This is a genomic window from Duganella sp. CF402 (genome assembly GCF_900109645.1).
Taxonomy (GTDB): Bacteria; Pseudomonadota; Gammaproteobacteria; order Burkholderiales; family Burkholderiaceae_D; genus Rugamonas.
Window position 1 is genome coordinate 2,661,032 of sequence record NZ_FOBG01000001.1, and the last position, 15,967, is coordinate 2,676,998.

A 15,967-nucleotide genomic window follows, 5' to 3' on the forward strand; every position below is an offset into this window, starting at 1 on the left:
GGAATCCAATTGGGTCCCGGCCTGCGCCGGGACGACGTGCATCAGCCGAGGGCTTTAACGACCGCGTTGCCCATCTCTTCGGTACCCACCTTGGTGGTGCCAGCCTCGTAAATGTCGGCGGTGCGCAGGCCTTGGGCCAGCACTTTCTTGACGGCGTTTTCGATGCGGTCCGCTTGCTCAACCTTGTTCAGCGAGAAGCGCAGCATCATGGCGGCCGACAGGATGGTTGCCAGTGGATTCGCAATGCCCTTGCCGGCGATGTCGGGCGCCGAACCGTGCGACGGCTCGTACAGGCCCTTGTTGTTGGCGTCCAGCGAAGCCGATGGCAGCATGCCGATCGAACCGGTCAGCATGGCGGCCGCGTCCGACAGGATGTCGCCGAACATATTGCCGGTGACGATAACGTCGAATTTCTTCGGTGCGCGCACCAGCTGCATGGCGGCGTTGTCGACGTACATGTGGTCGAGCGCGACGTCTGGATACTCTTTGTGCACGTCGGTGACGATGTCTTTCCAGAACTGGAAGGTTTCCAGCACGTTGGCCTTGTCGACCGAGGTCAGGCGCTTGTCGCGCTTTTGCGCAGCCTGGAACGCCACGTGGGCGATGCGGCGGATTTCGCCTTCCGCATAGCGCATGGTGTCGAAGCCTTCGCGCTGGCCCTTGAACGGACCGTCCGGGCACTCGCGCACGCCGCGCGGCTGGCCGAAGTAAATGTCGCCGGTCAGTTCGCGCACGATCAGGATGTCCAGGCCCGACACCACTTCCGGCTTCAGCGTCGAGGCGCCGGCCAGTTCCGGATACAGGATGGCCGGACGCAGGTTGCCGAACAGGCCGAGGTTCTTGCGCAGGCCGAGGATGGCTTGCTCAGGACGCAGCGGGCGGTCCAGCGTGTCGTACTTCCAGTCGCCGACGGCGCCGAACAGCACGGCGTCCGCCTCCTTGGCCAGCTTCAGCGTGGCTTCCGGCAGCGGATGGCCGCTGGCTTCATAGCCTGCGCCGCCGACCGGCGCGGTTTCCATCTCAAATTTTTCGCCCAGCGCGTTCAGTACCTTGACTGCCTGCGTGACGATTTCCGGGCCGATGCCATCGCCCGGGAGGATTGCGATTTTCATGTTGTCGTTCTTTAGATGACGTTAGCCAACCAGGGTTGGTTTGCCAGATGGCGCTCTTCGAAGCCACGGATAGTGTCGGCGTGACGCAGGGTCAGGCCGATATCGTCGAGCCCGTTCATCAGGCAGTATTTGCGGAAGGCGTCGATCTCGAATGGGTAGGAGAGACTGCCGTTGCTGGTGGAAATGCGCTGCTGCTCAAGATCCACCACCAGTTTGTATCCGGGGAAGGCCTTGACTTCATTGAACAGATGATCGATCTGTGTTTCGCTCAATACGATGGGCAGCAAGCCGCTCTTGAAACAGTTGTTGAAGAAGATGTCGGCAAACGACGGCGCCACGATGGCGCGGAAGCCGTACTGGTCCAGCGCCCACGGCGCGTGTTCGCGCGAGGAGCCGCAGCCGAAGTTCTTGCGGGTCAGCAGGATCGAGGCGCCTTGATAACGCGCTTCGTTCAGCACGAAGTCCGGATTCAGCGGACGCTTGCTGTTGTCCATGCCCGGCTCGCCGTGGTCGAGGTAACGCCACTCGTCGAACAGGTTAGGGCCAAAGCCGGTGCGGTGGATGGACTTCAGGAATTGCTTCGGGATGATGGCGTCGGTGTCGACATTGGCGCGATCGAGCGGCGCAACCAAACCTTCATAAATCGTAAATTTTTCCATAATCTTCGTTCATGCGACGTCGCCCGCAGCGCGGGCGCGTCAAGTCAGTTAATGGCCTGAGGCGCCTTGGACCGCCTGCCCCGCTTTTTGCACGTCTTTACCGATGCCGGCAACGGTGTTGCAGCCGGTCAGTGCGAAGGTAGCGATAATGGTCAGAGCGATGATCTTTTTCATGATATTTCCTATCTAGTTTGATGCGGCGCCTCAGCCGCGTTTTAATAAATCAGTGCAGTGCGCGCACGTCGACGAAGTGGCCGGCGATACCGGCTGCCGCCGCCATCGCGGGCGACACCAGATGGGTGCGGCCGCCCTGGCCTTGGCGTCCTTCGAAGTTGCGGTTCGAGGTCGATGCGCAGCGCTCGCCTGGTTCCAGGCGGTCGGCGTTCATCGCCAGGCACATCGAGCAACCCGGCTCGCGCCATTCAAAGCCGGCGGCCTTGAAGATCTGGTCCAGCCCTTCGCGCTCGGCTTGTTCTTTCACCAGGCCCGAGCCCGGCACCACCAGCGCCAGCTTGACGTTGGACGCGCGCTGCTTGCCGCGCACCACCGCCGCTGCCGCGCGCAAATCTTCAATGCGCGAGTTGGTGCAGGAACCGATGAACACTTTGTCGATGCGGATGTCTTCGATCGCGGTATTCGGTTTCAGGTCCATGTAGACCAGCGCCTTCTCGATGGCGCTGCGCTTGACGCTGTCTTTTTCGTGGTCCGGATCCGGCACCCGGCCGTCGACCGGCAGCACCATTTCGGGCGAGGTGCCCCAGGTGACTTGCGGCTTGATCTCGGCGGCGTTCAGGGTGACCACCAGATCGAACTTGGCGCCCGGGTCGGTGTGCAGGGTGCGCCAGTAAGCCACTGCCTGATCCCACTGCGGACCGGCTGGCGAGAACGGACGGCCTTTGACGTAGTTGATGGTGGTGTCGTCGACGCCGATGATGCCGGCGCGGGCGCCCGCTTCGATTGCCATGTTGCAGACGGTCATGCGGCCTTCCATCGACAATGCGCGGATGGTGGAACCGCCGAACTCGATACAGTAGCCATTGCCGCCGGCGGTGCCGATCTTGCCGATAATCGCCAGCACGATGTCCTTGGACGTAACGCCGTCCGGCAGCACGCCGTCCACCTGCACCAGCATGGCCTTCGATTTCTTTTGCAGCAGGGTCTGGGTGGCCAGCACGTGCTCCACTTCCGAGGTGCCGATGCCGTGCGCCAGCGCGCCGAAGGCGCCGTGGGTGGAGGTGTGCGAGTCGCCGCAGACCACGGTCATGCCCGGCAGGGTGGCACCCTGCTCAGGACCGATCACGTGCACGATGCCCTGGCGCTTGTCGTTCATGTTGAAGTAGGTCAGGCCGTAGGACTTGGCGTTCTTGTCCAGCGTTTCGACCTGCAGGCGCGAAACCGGGTCGGCGATGCCTTCGGCGCGCGAGGTGGTTGGCACGTTGTGGTCGGCCACGGCCAGGTTGGCCGACAGGCGCCACGGCTGGCGATTGGCCGCGCGCAGGCCGTCGAACGCCTGCGGGCTGGTCACTTCGTGCACGAGGTGGCGGTCGATGTACAGGATGGTGGTGCCGTCATCTTCGGTGCGGACCACGTGCGATTCCCAGAGTTTGTCGTAAAGCGTCTTCATGATGTCATTTCTGTACTGCTACGATTATCCAACTTGATTATGCCATATTGTGCAATGCAATAGCAGCCACCGCTGTCCAGCCTCTTGAGCCCGACGCCTTCTGCATACCGATCGACTTGGTATGACCCCTAAATAAAAAAAAGCCTGCGTGTGAACGCAGGCTTTTTGGTCCTTCTGGCCTGATCCGCTTGATCAAGCCGCCATGCGTACACTACCTCGACAACCGTCCATTAGGAACGATAGGCCTACCACCAGCACCAGCTCGCCCTCTGCGGAACGCGCCGTGCCGGTAATGCCCTCGACGGTAATCGCGGTCATCGGTTTAATCACCAGGTCGGCAGTGCCGTCCACCGCTTCCACGGCCAGGATGTATGGCTGTGGTGCCGAGACAACAATACCCACCTTCTCGCGGCAGCTTTCGTAGCCCAGCGAGTCGGCCAGCGAGCGCACCGGCAGCGGACGGCCCTGATCCTTGAGGACCGGGGCGCCGCCCACTTCCATGAACACTTCCGGCAGCTCGACCACGCGCTGCACCACGGCCATCGGCAGCGCCAGCGCGGCGCCCGAGGTCGAGACCAGCATGGTCGGCACGATCGACAGTTCGATCGGCAGGCGGATCGAGAACTTGGTGCCCTGGCCCAGCACGGACTCGATCTGGATCGCGCCGCGGTTTTTCTCCACGGCGGTCTTCACCACGTCCATGCCGACGCCGCGGCCGGACACGCTCGAAGCCACTTCCTTGGTCGAGAAACCCGGTAAGAATACCAGTTGCAGGCAATCGTCGGTAGATAACTGCGCCGATTCCGAGATCAGGCCCTTCTGCAGCGCCTTGGCGCGCAGCTTGACCGGGTCCATGCCCTTGCCGTCATCCTGCAGCACGATCATGACACTGTTAGCTTCCTGCCATGCCTTGAGCTGGATGAAGGATTTGATCGGCTTGCCGGCAATCGCGCGCTCTTCCGGCGTTTCGACGCCGTGGTCGAGCGAGTTGCGCAGCATGTGGACCAGCGGATCGTACAGCGAATCAACCACCACGCGGTCGACTTCGGTCTCCGCGCCCTCGATGTTCAGATCGACTTCCTTGCCCAGGTCCTTGGCCAGCTCACGCACCAGGCGCGGGAACTTCTGGAACAGGCGGCCGACTGGCTGCATGCGGGTCGCCAGGGTGGCGCGCTGCAGTTCGGTCGAGTAGCGCGAGGCGCGTTCCAGCGTTTCGGCCAGCGTCGACATCAGCGTCTGCGCCTGGCCTTCGAACTTGAACTGCATCAGGCGTTCCAGCAGCACGGCGGCCTGGTTGGCGGCCTGCACCGATTCGCCGGCCACTTCCAGCAGCGCATCGAGCTTGACGGCGTCGATACGGATCGATTCTTCCTTGGCTGGCGCCGATTGCGGACGCTCGTCCTTCTTCTCGGCGGCTTCGCGGCGCGGCGCGGCCTTGACTTCGGCGGCCACGGCGGCGATTTCAGCCGAGCTTGGCGCGGCCGGCGCCGGGGCGGCGACCGGGGCGGCTGCGGCAGCGGCTGGCGCTGGCGCCGAACGGGTATAGGAACCAGCCGGCATCACGGTTTCGTACATGCCTTCCCAGTCGAGGCCATCGGCCGACGGGACGGCAGCTGCTGCCGCAACCGGCGCAGGTGCAGGCGCCGCAGCCGCAGGGGCTGGCGCAGCAGCAGCCGCAGCCGCAGCCGCCGGCTTGGCCGGGGCGCTGGACTTGCCTGCAATGGCGTCATTCAACAGCGATTCCAGGTCGCCCGGCAGGGCCGGCAAGCTGCTCGGCTCGGCGCCGTCGTTCAGCTCCGCCAACTGGTCGGCGACGAAGCCCGACGCTTGCAGCGCGGCCTCGATCGACAGCGGCGTCACCGGCGCGGCGCCGGTGCGCAGCGCGTCGAACAGGTTTTCGGTCAGGTGGCAAGCCGCCACCAGCGCCGGCAGCCCCATGAAACCGGCGCCGCCCTTGATGGTGTGGAACGAGCGGAACACTGCGTTCAGCGTCTCTTTATTCTCCGGGTCGCGTTCGAGGCGCAGCAGGTGCTCCTCCACGTTGACCGCCAGATCCATCGCCTCAACGACGAAATCCTTCAGCATATCGTCCATTAGAACCCCAGGTCGGCAAGAAGGTCGTCAACATTATCCTGATTCAGGGCCACGGTCGGAGCCGACGGGCCGGACATCAGGGACACTTCCTTCTGTGCGATTTTTTCCTTGACGCTAGGCGGCGCATTGTCTTTCAGCAGCTGCGCCAGCTCCGCTTCCACGGTCTTGGTGATGTGCACCACCTTCTTGATCAGCTGGCCGGTGATGTCCTGGAAGTCCTGGGCCATCATGATGTCGAGCAGGCGGGCCTTCTCGGCCTCGGTGGCGGCCGACACGGCCACGGCGAATTTCTGCGAGTCGCCGGCCAGTTGCTTGAACTGTTCCAGGCTCAGCTTGCCGGCGAACAGGTCGGCCCAGCGGGTTTCCATGTCTTTCGACTGCTTCGACAGCACGTCCTGTTCCGGCATGCCCTCGTCCAGCGTGTTGAGCACCTTGTTGGCGGCTTGTTCGGTCAGCGAGGCCACGTATTCCAGGCGGTCCTGGGCGTCGCTGATCTGGGTGGCGGCTTCGGTCAGCGCCTTGTCGTAGCCGAGTTCGCGCAGCGAATCGTGCAGCAGGCGCACGATGCCGCCCAGGCGCTCGAACATCACATCCTTGCCGCCCTCTTCGCCGTCGGCGCCGGCGGCCGCTGCGGCAGCAGGCGCGGCAGCGGGCTCGGCTGAGGCGACCACATCGGGCGGTCGGGCGGCTGCGACTTCTTCGAACAGGCTTTCCAGATCATCTTCCGCAGCAGCGGCCGGCGCGGGTGCTGGGGCTGGAGCTGGCGCTGCGGATTTGCTCTGAGCGGACACTTCTTCAAATAGTGCGTCGAAATCGTCAGCGGCGTTAGTCATAATCCCTGCTTCTCCATATTTGGTAAATTTGCTGCCCTAAACTAGCTGTATTTGGAGATACTAACATTGGATAGAACAACGGAGTATGCCGCGTGACACAAAAGTAGTGCTTTAGTGCAAAAAAAACCTGTAAAAAGCATAAAAGCCCACACCGGGCTGTACGGGAAAAAGTAGTTTTCTTTGATAAATATCAAGTCTTTCCATAGTATCAATAATGTAAATCGCGACTACAATGAAGCTGTGAGCTGATTAGAAAGGGAGGTCCATCATGTACCGCAAAATCCTGATCACCACCGACGGCTCGGCCGTCTCCAGCAAAACCGCCTGCGCCGGGGTGCAGTTCGCCGAGCAGCTCGGGGCCGAGGTACTGGTGCTGTTCGTGGCGCCCGAGTACCAGTACCCGATTTACGTGGAAATCATCCCGCCCAGCTACCCCAGCGAGGACGAGTACCGCGCGGCCATGCAGCGCGCCGGCAACGAGCACACCCAGGACGTGGTCGCTTCCTGTGCCAGGCGCAACGTCCGCTGCGAGGCCATGACCGCCTTCCACGAGAGCGCGGCGCTGAAAATCGTCGACGTGGCGCAACAAAACGGCTGCGACCTGATTTTCATCGGTTCGCACGGGCGCAGCGGCTGGGGCCAGCTGCTGCTGGGCAGTGTAACCAACAAGGTATTGCACAACAGCAAAATTCCGGTCCTGGTCCACCGCCTGATCAAAGAACCGGGTAGCAAATAACAAGCGTGCGGCGGCCTTTTTGTAGTAAGATCATAAGGTTAATGCTATCGCAATAACAATTACCATTAATCACTTTTCTTGGGCCGCCCTCTATGATTCGTATTGTCATTGCAGATGACCACACCATCATGCGGGAAGGCCTCAAACGCATCCTCGACGGCGCTCCCGACATCGACATTGTGGGCGAAGCCATCGACGGCTTCGAGGTGCTGGGTCATGTGCGCCAGGGCGGTTTCGACCTGCTGCTGCTGGACTTGTCCATGCCTGGCCGCAGCGGGGTCGACCTGATCCGCCAGATCAAGGCCGAGGCGCCCAAGCTGGCCATCCTCATCCTCACCATGCACGAGGAAGAGCAATACGCGGTGCGCGCCATCCGTGCCGGCGCCCAGGGCTACCTGACCAAGGAAAGCGCCGGCACCCAGCTGGTGGGCGCGATCCGCAAGGTCGCTTCCGGCCGGCCGTATATTTCCACCGAGGTGGCCGAGCAACTGGCGCTCAACATCATGATGCCGCACGAATCGCTGCTGCATAAACAATTGTCGGACCGCGAGTTCGAAGTGTTCTCTTTATTGGTGGCCGGACGCTCGATCACCGAAATCGCCAACAGCCTGCACCTGAGCGTGAAAACCGTCAGCACCCACAAGACCCGCATCATGCAGAAGATGGGCATGAGCTCGCTATCGGAAATGGTGCAGTATGCGGTGGCGCACCGGCTGCTGTCGCCCTTCAAGACCTGACGAGCGAGCTCAGGAGTAGGACTACTCCTACATTCACTGGTGCGACTCCTACGTCCACATTCAGCCGTTGCTGATATCTATCCTCCTGTTGTGTTGGCATACTGAAACCATACCGCACAGCACCTACAACAGGAGAGATCACCATGCTGTCTACGCAAACGACTGAAATTCGCCCGGCCACGACGACGCTGCAATCGTCGTCGATGGAAGCCGGCCGCCAGCGTCAGGGGCGGCTCTGGTCGAACCTCAAGGAAGTCTGCGATTTGCTGCACATCCCGGCGGCCAACTCGGTCGCCAACGAAGAAGTGCTGTTCCAGCACGTGCAATTCAAGACCGGCCAGCGCATCCACACCATCGGCCAGCCGTTCGACACCCTGTACATCGTCAATTCCGGCTTCCTCAAAACCGTGCTCATCGACGAATACGGCAACGAGCAAGTGCTGAGCTTTCCCATGAAGAGCGACATGCTGGGCGTGGACGGCATCCATACCCGCCACTACTCGTCGGAAGCGGTGGCGCTGTCCGATTGCGACCTGATCCTGCTGCCGTTCAAGAAGCTGACCACGCTGGGCCGCATCCATCCCGAGCTGGAAAACATGATGTACGGCGTGATGAGCCGCGAATTGGTGCGCGAGCAAGCCATGATCGGCATGCTGGGCGCGCTCAGCGCCGAGGCCAGGGTGGCACGCTTCCTGGTGGCGCTGTCCGAGCGCTTTGCGCAAATGGGCTACTCAAGCAAGCTGTTCAACCTGCGCATGACCCGTCACGAAATCGGCAGCTACCTGGGCCTGACGCTGGAAACCGTGAGCCGCACGCTGTCGGCCTTCAACGAAATCGGCATGATCAGCGTCGACCAGCGCACCATCGGCATCAAGGATCCGGAAGCGCTGAAAACCTTGCGCCGCCTTCCTCCCTCGCGCACGCGCAGCCGTCCGGCCTCGCGCAGCAAAGGCGGCAATACCGTACCGTCCGGCCAGTTGCTGGCGGCCTTGTAGCACCTCGCAGCACTTAGTAGCTTTAGCAGCAGTACTTCAGTACGACCTCCCGTTTTACCCAGCCTTGGGCCCGGTCTCGCACCGGGCCGTTTTTTATCGTCTTTACAACGGAAAAACACTTGCATTCCGTCGCGCCTTCCACAATAATGAATGCAAATACGAATCATTCTTATTTAAGGAGAGCCGAAGATGATTACCACTACCCCTGCCATGCCACCCGCCATCGCTGCCCACCCAGTCGCCACGGCTGCCGCCGTGCAAGCCATCAAGCCGGTCAAGCGCGTCAGCAGCGCCAGCCTGATGGACGGCGGCCGCGAGATGGAAATCGAACACGGCGGCCGCGTCTACCGCCTGCGCATTACCCAACTCAATAAATTGATTCTCACCGCTTAATTACCTCGATTAACTGTGCGTTAAAGGGCGCGCCGCCGCGTGCCCACTCTCCCCTTTGAGTAGCCAGCCATACCGCCAGCCAAACTCTCTTTCCACACCAGGAGCGTCTGATGGCCATCGAACATAGCAACCCGATTTTCCTCGCCCCATCGCATGGCGGCCATAATCCCGAACTGATGCTGTCCGCCGTGCTGCATCTGATGTCGCACTACACGGCCGGCAGCGAAGCGGCCGGCGGCTGCGTCAAGCTGGCCTCGGTGATCGAGCGCCATCTGAAGGCGCTGGCCGGCCTGCCGGAACTGTCGCCGGTGCTGAGCGCGACCTGCCTGCAGTTGTCGGAACAATGGGCGAGCGAAGTCGAGCGCAATATCCAGGAACAGGAAAAAACCAACTTCCTCAGCCGCATCATGGCGCGTGCGCGCACCGCGCCGTCGGTGGCCTGAGCGGGGAGCAGACTCACATGTGCGAGAAACACGATCCGCTGGCGGCCATCGTTGCCGCCGCCATGCCGCAGGTGGCAGGGCCACTGGCAATGCCGCGCCCGCCTGAGCAGACGACCAGGCAGCAAGTCATCAAGCCCATCATCAACAACGTGATGAATGTGCTGGCGAAAGAGCCGGAAGCGCAGGCCTCGCGCCGCCGCCGGCTGTGGGAACTGGGCCATGCCTGCCACTGCCCGCTGGTGGGCGTGGGCTTCCCGCTGGGCGTGCTGCGCAAGCTGGTCGACAAAGTCACCAACGGTAAAGTGGTGGCCGACGATTATGAAGTGCACGTCGGCGCGGTGACCGAATGCGGCACGCGCAACCGCCTGTCGGAAGCGCTGCAAAAGGAGCTGGAGCGCCGCTACGCCGGCGTGCTGCTGCGCTTCCGCAACGCCAAGACCACCGAACAGGTCGCCGAGCTGTGGCGCACCGCCGTGGCCAACGGCGACGTGGCGGGCGCGTTCTGGGCCGGCCTCACGCATCCGCGCTGCACCTCCGAACTGGAAGAACAAATGTGCCGCGACCTGCACATGGTGCAGCACCAGGCCGGCGCATGCGTGCGGGCCGACATCAACAAATTCAACGCCACGCTGGAAGAGAACAAGCGCCTGGCGCACGACCTCAACAAAGCGCAGCAGCGCGCCGCCGTGCTGATGGCGGAGAAAAGCGCCGACACCGAGAAACACGCGGCACAGCTGATGCAGCTGCGCGCGCAGTTGGTCGGCAAGGACAGCATGATCGATTCGCTGAAGATCGAGCTCGAGCAGTTGCGCGAGTCGATCCCGGGACTGGAGTCGCGCGCCAAGCTGGCCGAGCGTTTGGGCCAGATGGAAGACCGCGAACGCGCCATGCGCAACCAGATCAACGAGCTGAAGCTGGAGCTGGCGCGCGCGGTGGAGGCGCCAGCGGCGCCGGTGCAGGAAGCGGCGCGGCAAGTGGTGGAACATGTGATGAAAATGCCGCTGCGCCTGAACGACCGCGCGGTACTGTGCGTGGGCGGGCGCAACGGCAACGTCGCCAGCTACCGCGAGCTGATCGAGCGTGAAGGCGCGCAGTTCGCGCACCACGATGGCGGGCTGGAAGATAACGCCAACCGGTTAGAGGCGAGCCTGGCGGCGGCGGACCTGGTGATCTGCCAGACCGGCTGCATCAGCCACAGCGCCTACTGGCGCGTGAAAGACTACTGCAAGCGCAACGGCAAGCGTTGCGTGTTCATCGACAACCCATCCATCTCCAGCCTCGCGCGCGGCCTGGAACAAGCCGGCGCCGACTAGCCGTCATCCCCGACTGCGCGGGGACGACGCGCTAGTAGACATCCCGGCGGTAGCGCCCTGCTGCCGCCAGCGCGTCCAGACCGTCGCGGCCGAGCGTTGCTTCGAGCGCCGCGTCCACACCCGCCGCCATGCCTTCCAGGCTGCCACAAATATAGATGGCCGCGCCCTGATCCACCCACGCGCGCACCTCGGCCGCCTGCTCGGCCAGGCGATCCTGCACGTAGCGCCGCTCGGCCTGGTCACGCGAAAACACCATGTCCAGCTTTTCCAGCACGCCATCGCGCTGCCAGCCATCAAGCTCGGCGCGATAGTGGTAGTCGTGGGCGGCGTTGCGCTCGCCGAACAGCAGCCAGTTGCGGCCCTGCCCCGCCAGCGCACGTGCTTTCAGGTGACCGCGCAAGCCGGCGATGCCGCTGCCGTTGCCGATCAGGATCAGCGGACGCTCGGCGTTGCCATTCAAACGGAAGCGCTGATGCTGGCGCAGACGCAACTGCACGCTGGCACCGAGCGCCGCCGATTGCGTCAGCCAGCCCGACGCCACGCCGTGGCTGCCATCGTCATGGGTATGCAGGCGCACCAGCAGATGCACGCGGCCGTCGGCCGGAATCGAGGCAATCGAGTACTCGCGCGCGCGCGATGGATCGGCCGGCGCCGCCACCTGTACCAGATCGCCCGACTGCCACGCAGGCAGCACGCCGCTCGCCGGCTCCAGCTCGAGGTGATAAATCGGCTCACCGGCGCTGCCCGCGTTCAGCTGCACGCGCTCGCTCAAGCACCATGCTTCAAACGCCGGCGCGCTCCAGTCCGGCGCATCGCTGGTGCCGGCCAGATGGCTCAGTTGCTGGCGCCACTGGCCGATCGCCGCGTCCGAACTGCGGTTCACTTCAACCCGCGGAAACAAGCTCTGCGCACCTTGCGCCTGCAGCCACTGGTCCAGCGCGCGGCCGAAGCCGCAGAACTGCGCATAGGCCGTGTCGCCCAGCGCCAGCACCGCGTAGTGCAGCTGCGCCAGCGGCAGCGAGGTGGTCATCAAGCGGCCCGCGAAGGCGGCGGCGGCATCGGGCGCATCGCCCTCGCCATAAGTGCTGACCAGGAACAGCGCACGCTCTGCGCCCTGCAAATCTTCCGCGCCAAGCTCGGACAATTCCGCCAGCCGCACCGGGATCCCGGCCAGCTTCAAGGTGGCGGCGGTTTGCTGCGCCAGTTCTTCGGCATTGCCGGTCTGGCTCGCATAGGCCACGATCCAGCCGGCATCTGCCGCTTCAGCCTTGGCGCGCGCGGCGGCCAGGCGCTTGCGGCGCGTGCGCAAATACGGCGCCAGGCACACCAGCGCGTATGCCGCGCCCATGCCGGCCACCAGCATCAATCGGGTGGGGTCGTTGGTCCAGATCATTCGTCAAGCATGCTGCGTAAGTGGGAACTCAGGTGTTCGGTAAAACCGCCGTCCGGCTGGCGGACCACGAAACGCGCGGCCAGGCCTTGCTGCTCGGCCAGTTGCAGGCCGTCGCGGCTGCCCAGCACGGTCAGCGCGGTCGACCACGCATCGGCCGCCATGCACTGCGGGTGCACCACGGTCACGGAAGCAAGGTCGTTGGCGATCGGCATGCCGCTGCGCGGATCGATGGTGTGGGAATAGCGTTGGCCATGCATTTCAAAGTAGCGACGGTAGTCGCCCGAGGTGGCGACCGACAAGCCGTGCAGCGCCAGCACCAGTTCGTCCATCTCGGCGCCGGTGACCTGTTCCAGCATCACCCACCACGGCTGCCCGTCCGGCTTGACGCCAGCGCCGCGCAGCTCGCCGCCCACCTCTACCAGATGGTGTTCAAAGCCCTGCGTTTTCAAATAGTAGGACAGGCGGTCGACGCTGTAGCCCTTGGCCACGGCCGACAAATCCAGCTGCACGCCGCCCGGCTGCAAGGCGCGGCGGCCTTCGCGCTGCAATTGCACCGGCCGCGCCGCCAGTTGCGCGCGGGCGATGGCGATTTCATCGGCGGATGGCGGTACAAAATCCGGCTGATCGAAACGTCCGTACGGGCCGAAGCCCCACAGATTGACCAGCGAACCGGCGCACGGATCGTAAGCGCCGCCGGACGCGCGCGCCACCTCCATCGCGTAGGACAGCACGTCGAAGAACGCCGGCGGCAACACCTGCCAGTTGCCGGCGTAAGCGCGGTTGAAGCGGCCGAGGTCCGACTCGGCCTCCCAGTGGCTCATCTCGGCCACGATGGTATCGAGTTGCTGCTGCAGCCCGTCTTGCAGGTGGTCGCATACGGCATCGGCTGCGGCCACCAGCCGCACCGACCAGCTGGTGCCCATGCTGCGGCCAGCGTAGTCGCGGATCACGCCGCCTGCTGGCGCCGGGTCGTCCGAAATGACGTGCGGCAGAAGTACCCGGCGCATCGCTGCCTTATTCCGGCAGGATTTCCACCACCGCCGCGTAGGTCGCGCGGCGTGGCGGCATTTGCGGCGGCTGGCCCGGCGCCTGCGGCGCCGCTGCCGGCCAGCTGCTGCTGACCATGTAGGCGCCGGCAGCCGGCAGCACAAAGGTCAGCTCGCCGTTGGCGTCGGTGGTCTTGCGGATTTCGCCCAGCGTGCCACGGAACTTCACGCCGCCCGGAATCAGGCTCACGCCTTGATTCGCGGCTGGCTTGCCGTCCAGCAGGAAGCGGAAGGTGGCCTTCTCACCCGCGCGCAGTTCGGTCGGATGGGTGAGCGGCACCAGCTCCAGGCCTTTGCCGGTCGACTTGAACACTTCCTTGCTCGCATCGCCATTCGAGACGAAAGTCTCCAGGCGGCTGTCGGTGCGCGACAGTTTCACCTCGGTGGCATCGGCCGGCACATCCTTGGCCAGCGATTCCTCGGTGCCACGGAAGCGCTTGACGTTGCCTTCCTTGTCCTTGTAGCTGCCGAACACGCTTTGCGAGGCCAGCACGATCTTGTAGGTGCCGGTCTTCACCAGCTTCAGGTCGAAGGTGTTGCGCAATTTGCCGTTGCCGACATTTTCCGGCGTCAGCTTGGCGCCGTCCGGGCCGGTGATCTCGAGGCCGTCCAGCTTCAGCGGCTGGTGGTCGATATCGAACAGGCCTTCGGAGATGGCCGCATCCACCGTCACCCAGGCGGTGCCGTCGCGGCCGGCTTCCACCTGGCTCGACGATGGCAGCAGCCACGGCTTGTGGGCGTGCGCGTTCAGCGACACCAGCGAGATACCGGCCAGCGCCAGCGCGATCAGCGTTTTTTGTACTTTCATGTCCCCGTCCCTCAGCTTATGGTTTGACTTGCACAACGACCGCGCCCAGCTCTTCCTTGCCTTGGCCGGTGACGCTGGCGGCAGTCTTCGGCGGCCATGCCAGCGGCACTTTGACCACTTCGCGGCCGCCCGCTTCGCGCGAGGCTTCCACCAGCACGGTGTACTGGCCGGCCGGCAGCTTGTCCAGCGCGCCTTTCGGAACATTCAGGGTCAGTTCGCCCGGCGCCTTGGTCGCGCCCGACACGCCGTCCATCGGCATGGTCAGCTCGCGGCCGGTCTTGCGCCACCATTGACGCATGTCCTTCAGCCACTTGGTGCCGGCGTTGTCCTTTTTCTTGGTGTCGTACAGCACGGCGATGTTGGCGACCACTTTCTGGTCGGCGTTTTCCACCCATGCGGCGATGTAAGGACGATGGTATTCCGCCACGTTCAGTTGCGGCACGTCGAGTTTAAGGGCCAGATCGGCAGCCATAGCCGAAGCACTGGCAAGTGGCAGGCTCAGCGCGATGGAGTAGCGTAATTTCATGGGGGTCCTGTCGTGAGATTAATGGATAAACAGCAGTGCAATTACTACGGGAATCAGCACACCCAGGCCCACCATCGGCCAGGTGAACGGCCGGTTGGCCGCGTGGAATTTCAGGATCAGCAAGCCGGTGATGCAAAACACCAGGCAAGCGACCGCGAAGATGTCGATGAACCAGTTCCACGCCGCGCCGGTGTTGCGGCCCTTGTGGACATCGTTCAGCCAGGAGATCCAGCCACGGTCGGTATTTTCGAACTCGGTGGCGCCGTCCTCCAGCCCGATGCGCACCCAGGCGTCGCCGCCGGCCTTGGGCAGCGGCAGGTAGACCTCGTCCACCGACCACTCGGCCGCGCGGCCGCCGGGCTGGATCTTGAAGGTGTCGGCCAGCCATTGCTCGGCCCTGGCCGGCAGCGGCTCCTTGGCGCCGTCGTGCTGCTCGGCGTAAGCGCGCAGTTCGGTGGCCAGCGCTGCCGGCAGTTGCGCCTGTTTGCGCACGATCTGCGGCTTGGCCTCGATCTGCGAGGCGTGGTTGAGCGTAATCCCGGTGATGGCGAACAGGAACATCCCCAGCAGGCACATGGCCGAGCTGATCCAATGCCACTGGTGCAGCTGCTTCAGCCAGACGGCGCGGCTGGCATTGCGGGCGGAACTGGCGCTTTGTACGCTCACAGGATTTCCTTCGATGAAAAACATAAATGATAATGATTATCATTTGATGGGTCAACCCACCTAACCCACCTTTATGTTTCTGTTATGTAAAGCACAGGCGGCCAGGGCGAAAAAAAACCGCAGGCACACAGCCTGCGGTTAGTAACGGTGCCCAAGCACGGTTATGGCTTGGAGCTGCGGCTGCCCGAACTGCGGCTGCCTGAGCTGCGGCCGCCGCTGTCATCGTCGTTTTCGTCTTCGTCCTGGGCCTCGTTCGCGCCGCCCTTGTTGCCGCCCTTGGTGCCGCCCTTGCCGCCGCCGGAGCTGCTGCCAGAGCTACTGCCTGACGAGGCGCTCTGGCTGCTGCGGCCCGGATCGTTCTTATGGCTCATGCTGCCGGCGCGGCGCGCCTCTTCCGAGGTGAATTCATGCGCAGTGCCTTTTTCATGTGCTGCCCGGCCGCCTTCGGCAGCGATTTCGCGCTGCTGTTGCGGGTCCATCGAAGCGAAACCGCGTTTGCTGGTGTCGCCGCCTTGCTTGTTGCCTTTGTCACTGGTTGCCATGATGACCTCCTGTAGTAGTGATGGCTCCTGCATGCATCACAGGAGCA

General features: G+C 63.4%; 18 protein-coding genes. 6 read left to right on the top strand and 12 right to left on the bottom strand.

The genetic code is table 11. From position 1 onward, the window contains the following. Nucleotides 1-41: 41 nt before the first annotated feature. The 6 genes from leuB to BMZ70_RS11920 form a co-directional block, all read right to left on the bottom strand. Nucleotides 42-1,112 (bottom strand): 3-isopropylmalate dehydrogenase, encoded by a 1,071-nt coding sequence (leuB, locus tag BMZ70_RS11895; protein WP_092274089.1) that lies wholly within the window; start codon nucleotides 1,110-1,112, stop codon nucleotides 42-44. 11 nt (nucleotides 1,113-1,123) lie between these two features. Beyond that, nucleotides 1,124-1,771 (bottom strand): 3-isopropylmalate dehydratase small subunit, encoded by a 648-nt coding sequence (leuD, locus tag BMZ70_RS11900; RefSeq protein WP_092274092.1) that lies wholly within the window; start codon nucleotides 1,769-1,771, stop codon nucleotides 1,124-1,126. Nucleotides 1,772-1,819: 48 nt separating this feature from the next. Then, nucleotides 1,820-1,945 (bottom strand): entericidin A/B family lipoprotein, encoded by a 126-nt coding sequence (locus tag BMZ70_RS11905; RefSeq protein WP_092274095.1) that lies wholly within the window; start codon nucleotides 1,943-1,945, stop codon nucleotides 1,820-1,822. A 49-nt stretch (nucleotides 1,946-1,994) separates the two neighbouring features. Then, nucleotides 1,995-3,398 carry a 3-isopropylmalate dehydratase large subunit gene (leuC, locus tag BMZ70_RS11910; protein WP_092274097.1) on the bottom strand — a complete coding sequence of 468 codons (1,404 nt, stop codon included), beginning with the start codon at nucleotides 3,396-3,398 and terminating at the stop codon, nucleotides 1,995-1,997. A gap of 189 nt (nucleotides 3,399-3,587) precedes the next feature. Then, nucleotides 3,588-5,489, bottom strand: coding sequence for a chemotaxis protein CheA (locus BMZ70_RS11915; protein ID WP_092274100.1), 1,902 nt, complete (start codon nucleotides 5,487-5,489; stop codon nucleotides 3,588-3,590). Beyond that, entirely contained in the window at nucleotides 5,489-6,322 is an 834-nt protein-coding gene (locus tag BMZ70_RS11920; RefSeq protein ID WP_092274103.1) for a protein phosphatase CheZ, read from the bottom strand. The genes BMZ70_RS11915 and BMZ70_RS11920 overlap by 1 nt, the downstream gene beginning before the upstream one ends. A 268-nt stretch (nucleotides 6,323-6,590) precedes the next feature. Here BMZ70_RS11920 and BMZ70_RS11925 point away from each other — a divergent pair, with 268 nt between their 5' ends. The 6 genes from BMZ70_RS11925 to BMZ70_RS11950 all read left to right on the top strand — a co-directional run bounded on the left by BMZ70_RS11925 (nucleotide 6,591) and on the right by BMZ70_RS11950 (nucleotide 10,939). Then, the gene (locus BMZ70_RS11925) at nucleotides 6,591-7,058 is read left to right on the top strand and encodes a universal stress protein (protein WP_092274106.1); all 468 of its coding nucleotides are present in this window, start codon (nucleotides 6,591-6,593) and stop codon (nucleotides 7,056-7,058) included. 92 nt (nucleotides 7,059-7,150) lie between these two features. Beyond that, nucleotides 7,151-7,795, top strand: a complete 645-nt coding sequence (locus tag BMZ70_RS11930) for a response regulator (protein ID WP_090176109.1) — start codon at nucleotides 7,151-7,153, stop codon at nucleotides 7,793-7,795. A 203-nt stretch (nucleotides 7,796-7,998) separates the two neighbouring features. Continuing rightward, nucleotides 7,999-8,790, top strand: coding sequence for a Crp/Fnr family transcriptional regulator (locus tag BMZ70_RS11935; protein WP_092277785.1), 792 nt, complete (start codon nucleotides 7,999-8,001; stop codon nucleotides 8,788-8,790). 189 nt (nucleotides 8,791-8,979) lie between these two features. Continuing rightward, complete coding sequence (gene hemP, locus BMZ70_RS11940; protein WP_175500774.1) at nucleotides 8,980-9,183, top strand: hemin uptake protein HemP; 204 nt, start codon at nucleotides 8,980-8,982, stop codon at nucleotides 9,181-9,183. Nucleotides 9,184-9,293: 110 nt separating this feature from the next. Then, nucleotides 9,294-9,626 (top strand): hypothetical protein, encoded by a 333-nt coding sequence (locus BMZ70_RS11945; protein ID WP_092274112.1) that lies wholly within the window; start codon nucleotides 9,294-9,296, stop codon nucleotides 9,624-9,626. A 17-nt stretch (nucleotides 9,627-9,643) separates the two neighbouring features. Continuing rightward, complete coding sequence (locus BMZ70_RS11950) at nucleotides 9,644-10,939, top strand: DUF2325 domain-containing protein (RefSeq protein WP_092274114.1); 1,296 nt, start codon at nucleotides 9,644-9,646, stop codon at nucleotides 10,937-10,939. Between the two features lie 31 nt (nucleotides 10,940-10,970). On the opposite strand, the gene BMZ70_RS11955 is transcribed toward BMZ70_RS11950, so the two are convergent. From BMZ70_RS11955 to BMZ70_RS11980, 6 genes are all read right to left on the bottom strand, one after another. Beyond that, on the bottom strand, nucleotides 10,971-12,332 hold the full coding sequence (locus tag BMZ70_RS11955) for a sulfite reductase subunit alpha (RefSeq protein WP_092274117.1): 1,362 nt from the start codon (nucleotides 12,330-12,332) through the stop codon (nucleotides 10,971-10,973). Continuing rightward, nucleotides 12,329-13,339: an FAD:protein FMN transferase gene (locus BMZ70_RS11960; protein ID WP_092274120.1), complete on the bottom strand. Its 1,011-nt coding sequence runs from the start codon at nucleotides 13,337-13,339 to the stop codon at nucleotides 12,329-12,331. The genes BMZ70_RS11955 and BMZ70_RS11960 overlap by 4 nt, the downstream gene beginning before the upstream one ends. Before the next feature lie 7 nt (nucleotides 13,340-13,346). Then, a complete protein-coding gene (locus tag BMZ70_RS11965; protein WP_092274123.1) occupies nucleotides 13,347-14,186 on the bottom strand; it encodes a DUF4198 domain-containing protein in 840 nt (279 codons plus the stop codon). A gap of 16 nt (nucleotides 14,187-14,202) precedes the next feature. After that, nucleotides 14,203-14,712, bottom strand: coding sequence for a DUF2271 domain-containing protein (locus BMZ70_RS11970; RefSeq protein WP_092274126.1), 510 nt, complete (start codon nucleotides 14,710-14,712; stop codon nucleotides 14,203-14,205). A gap of 18 nt (nucleotides 14,713-14,730) precedes the next feature. Continuing rightward, the gene (locus tag BMZ70_RS11975) at nucleotides 14,731-15,378 is read right to left on the bottom strand and encodes a PepSY-associated TM helix domain-containing protein (RefSeq protein WP_092277787.1); all 648 of its coding nucleotides are present in this window, start codon (nucleotides 15,376-15,378) and stop codon (nucleotides 14,731-14,733) included. Between the two features lie 161 nt (nucleotides 15,379-15,539). Next, on the bottom strand, nucleotides 15,540-15,920 hold the full coding sequence (locus BMZ70_RS11980) for a KGG domain-containing protein (RefSeq protein WP_092274129.1): 381 nt from the start codon (nucleotides 15,918-15,920) through the stop codon (nucleotides 15,540-15,542). Between the last annotated feature and the right edge of the window lie 47 nt (nucleotides 15,921-15,967).

Excerpts from the sequence above, each read along its gene's own strand:
- BMZ70_RS11905 (WP_092274095.1), bottom strand. The coding sequence starts at position 1,945 with ATGAAAAAGATCATCGCTCTGACCATTATCGCTACCTTCGCACTGACC.
- BMZ70_RS11965 (WP_092274123.1), bottom strand. The coding sequence starts at position 14,186 with ATGAAAGTACAAAAAACGCTGATCGCGCTGGCGCTGGCCGGTATCTCG.
- BMZ70_RS11915 (WP_092274100.1), bottom strand. The coding sequence starts at position 5,489 with ATGGACGATATGCTGAAGGATTTCGTCGTTGAGGCGATGGATCTGGCG.
- BMZ70_RS11950 (WP_092274114.1), top strand. The coding sequence starts at position 9,644 with ATGTGCGAGAAACACGATCCGCTGGCGGCCATCGTTGCCGCCGCCATG.
- BMZ70_RS11980 (WP_092274129.1), bottom strand. The coding sequence starts at position 15,920 with ATGGCAACCAGTGACAAAGGCAACAAGCAAGGCGGCGACACCAGCAAA.
- BMZ70_RS11930 (WP_090176109.1), top strand. The coding sequence starts at position 7,151 with ATGATTCGTATTGTCATTGCAGATGACCACACCATCATGCGGGAAGGC.
- leuB (WP_092274089.1), bottom strand. The coding sequence starts at position 1,112 with ATGAAAATCGCAATCCTCCCGGGCGATGGCATCGGCCCGGAAATCGTC.
- BMZ70_RS11955 (WP_092274117.1), bottom strand. The coding sequence starts at position 12,332 with ATGATCTGGACCAACGACCCCACCCGATTGATGCTGGTGGCCGGCATG.
- BMZ70_RS11970 (WP_092274126.1), bottom strand. The coding sequence starts at position 14,712 with ATGAAATTACGCTACTCCATCGCGCTGAGCCTGCCACTTGCCAGTGCT.
- BMZ70_RS11945 (WP_092274112.1), top strand. The coding sequence starts at position 9,294 with ATGGCCATCGAACATAGCAACCCGATTTTCCTCGCCCCATCGCATGGC.
- leuD (WP_092274092.1), bottom strand. The coding sequence starts at position 1,771 with ATGGAAAAATTTACGATTTATGAAGGTTTGGTTGCGCCGCTCGATCGC.
- BMZ70_RS11920 (WP_092274103.1), bottom strand. The coding sequence starts at position 6,322 with ATGACTAACGCCGCTGACGATTTCGACGCACTATTTGAAGAAGTGTCC.
- BMZ70_RS11935 (WP_092277785.1), top strand. The coding sequence starts at position 7,999 with ATGGAAGCCGGCCGCCAGCGTCAGGGGCGGCTCTGGTCGAACCTCAAG.
- hemP (WP_175500774.1), top strand. The coding sequence starts at position 8,980 with ATGATTACCACTACCCCTGCCATGCCACCCGCCATCGCTGCCCACCCA.
- BMZ70_RS11925 (WP_092274106.1), top strand. The coding sequence starts at position 6,591 with ATGTACCGCAAAATCCTGATCACCACCGACGGCTCGGCCGTCTCCAGC.
- BMZ70_RS11960 (WP_092274120.1), bottom strand. The coding sequence starts at position 13,339 with ATGCGCCGGGTACTTCTGCCGCACGTCATTTCGGACGACCCGGCGCCA.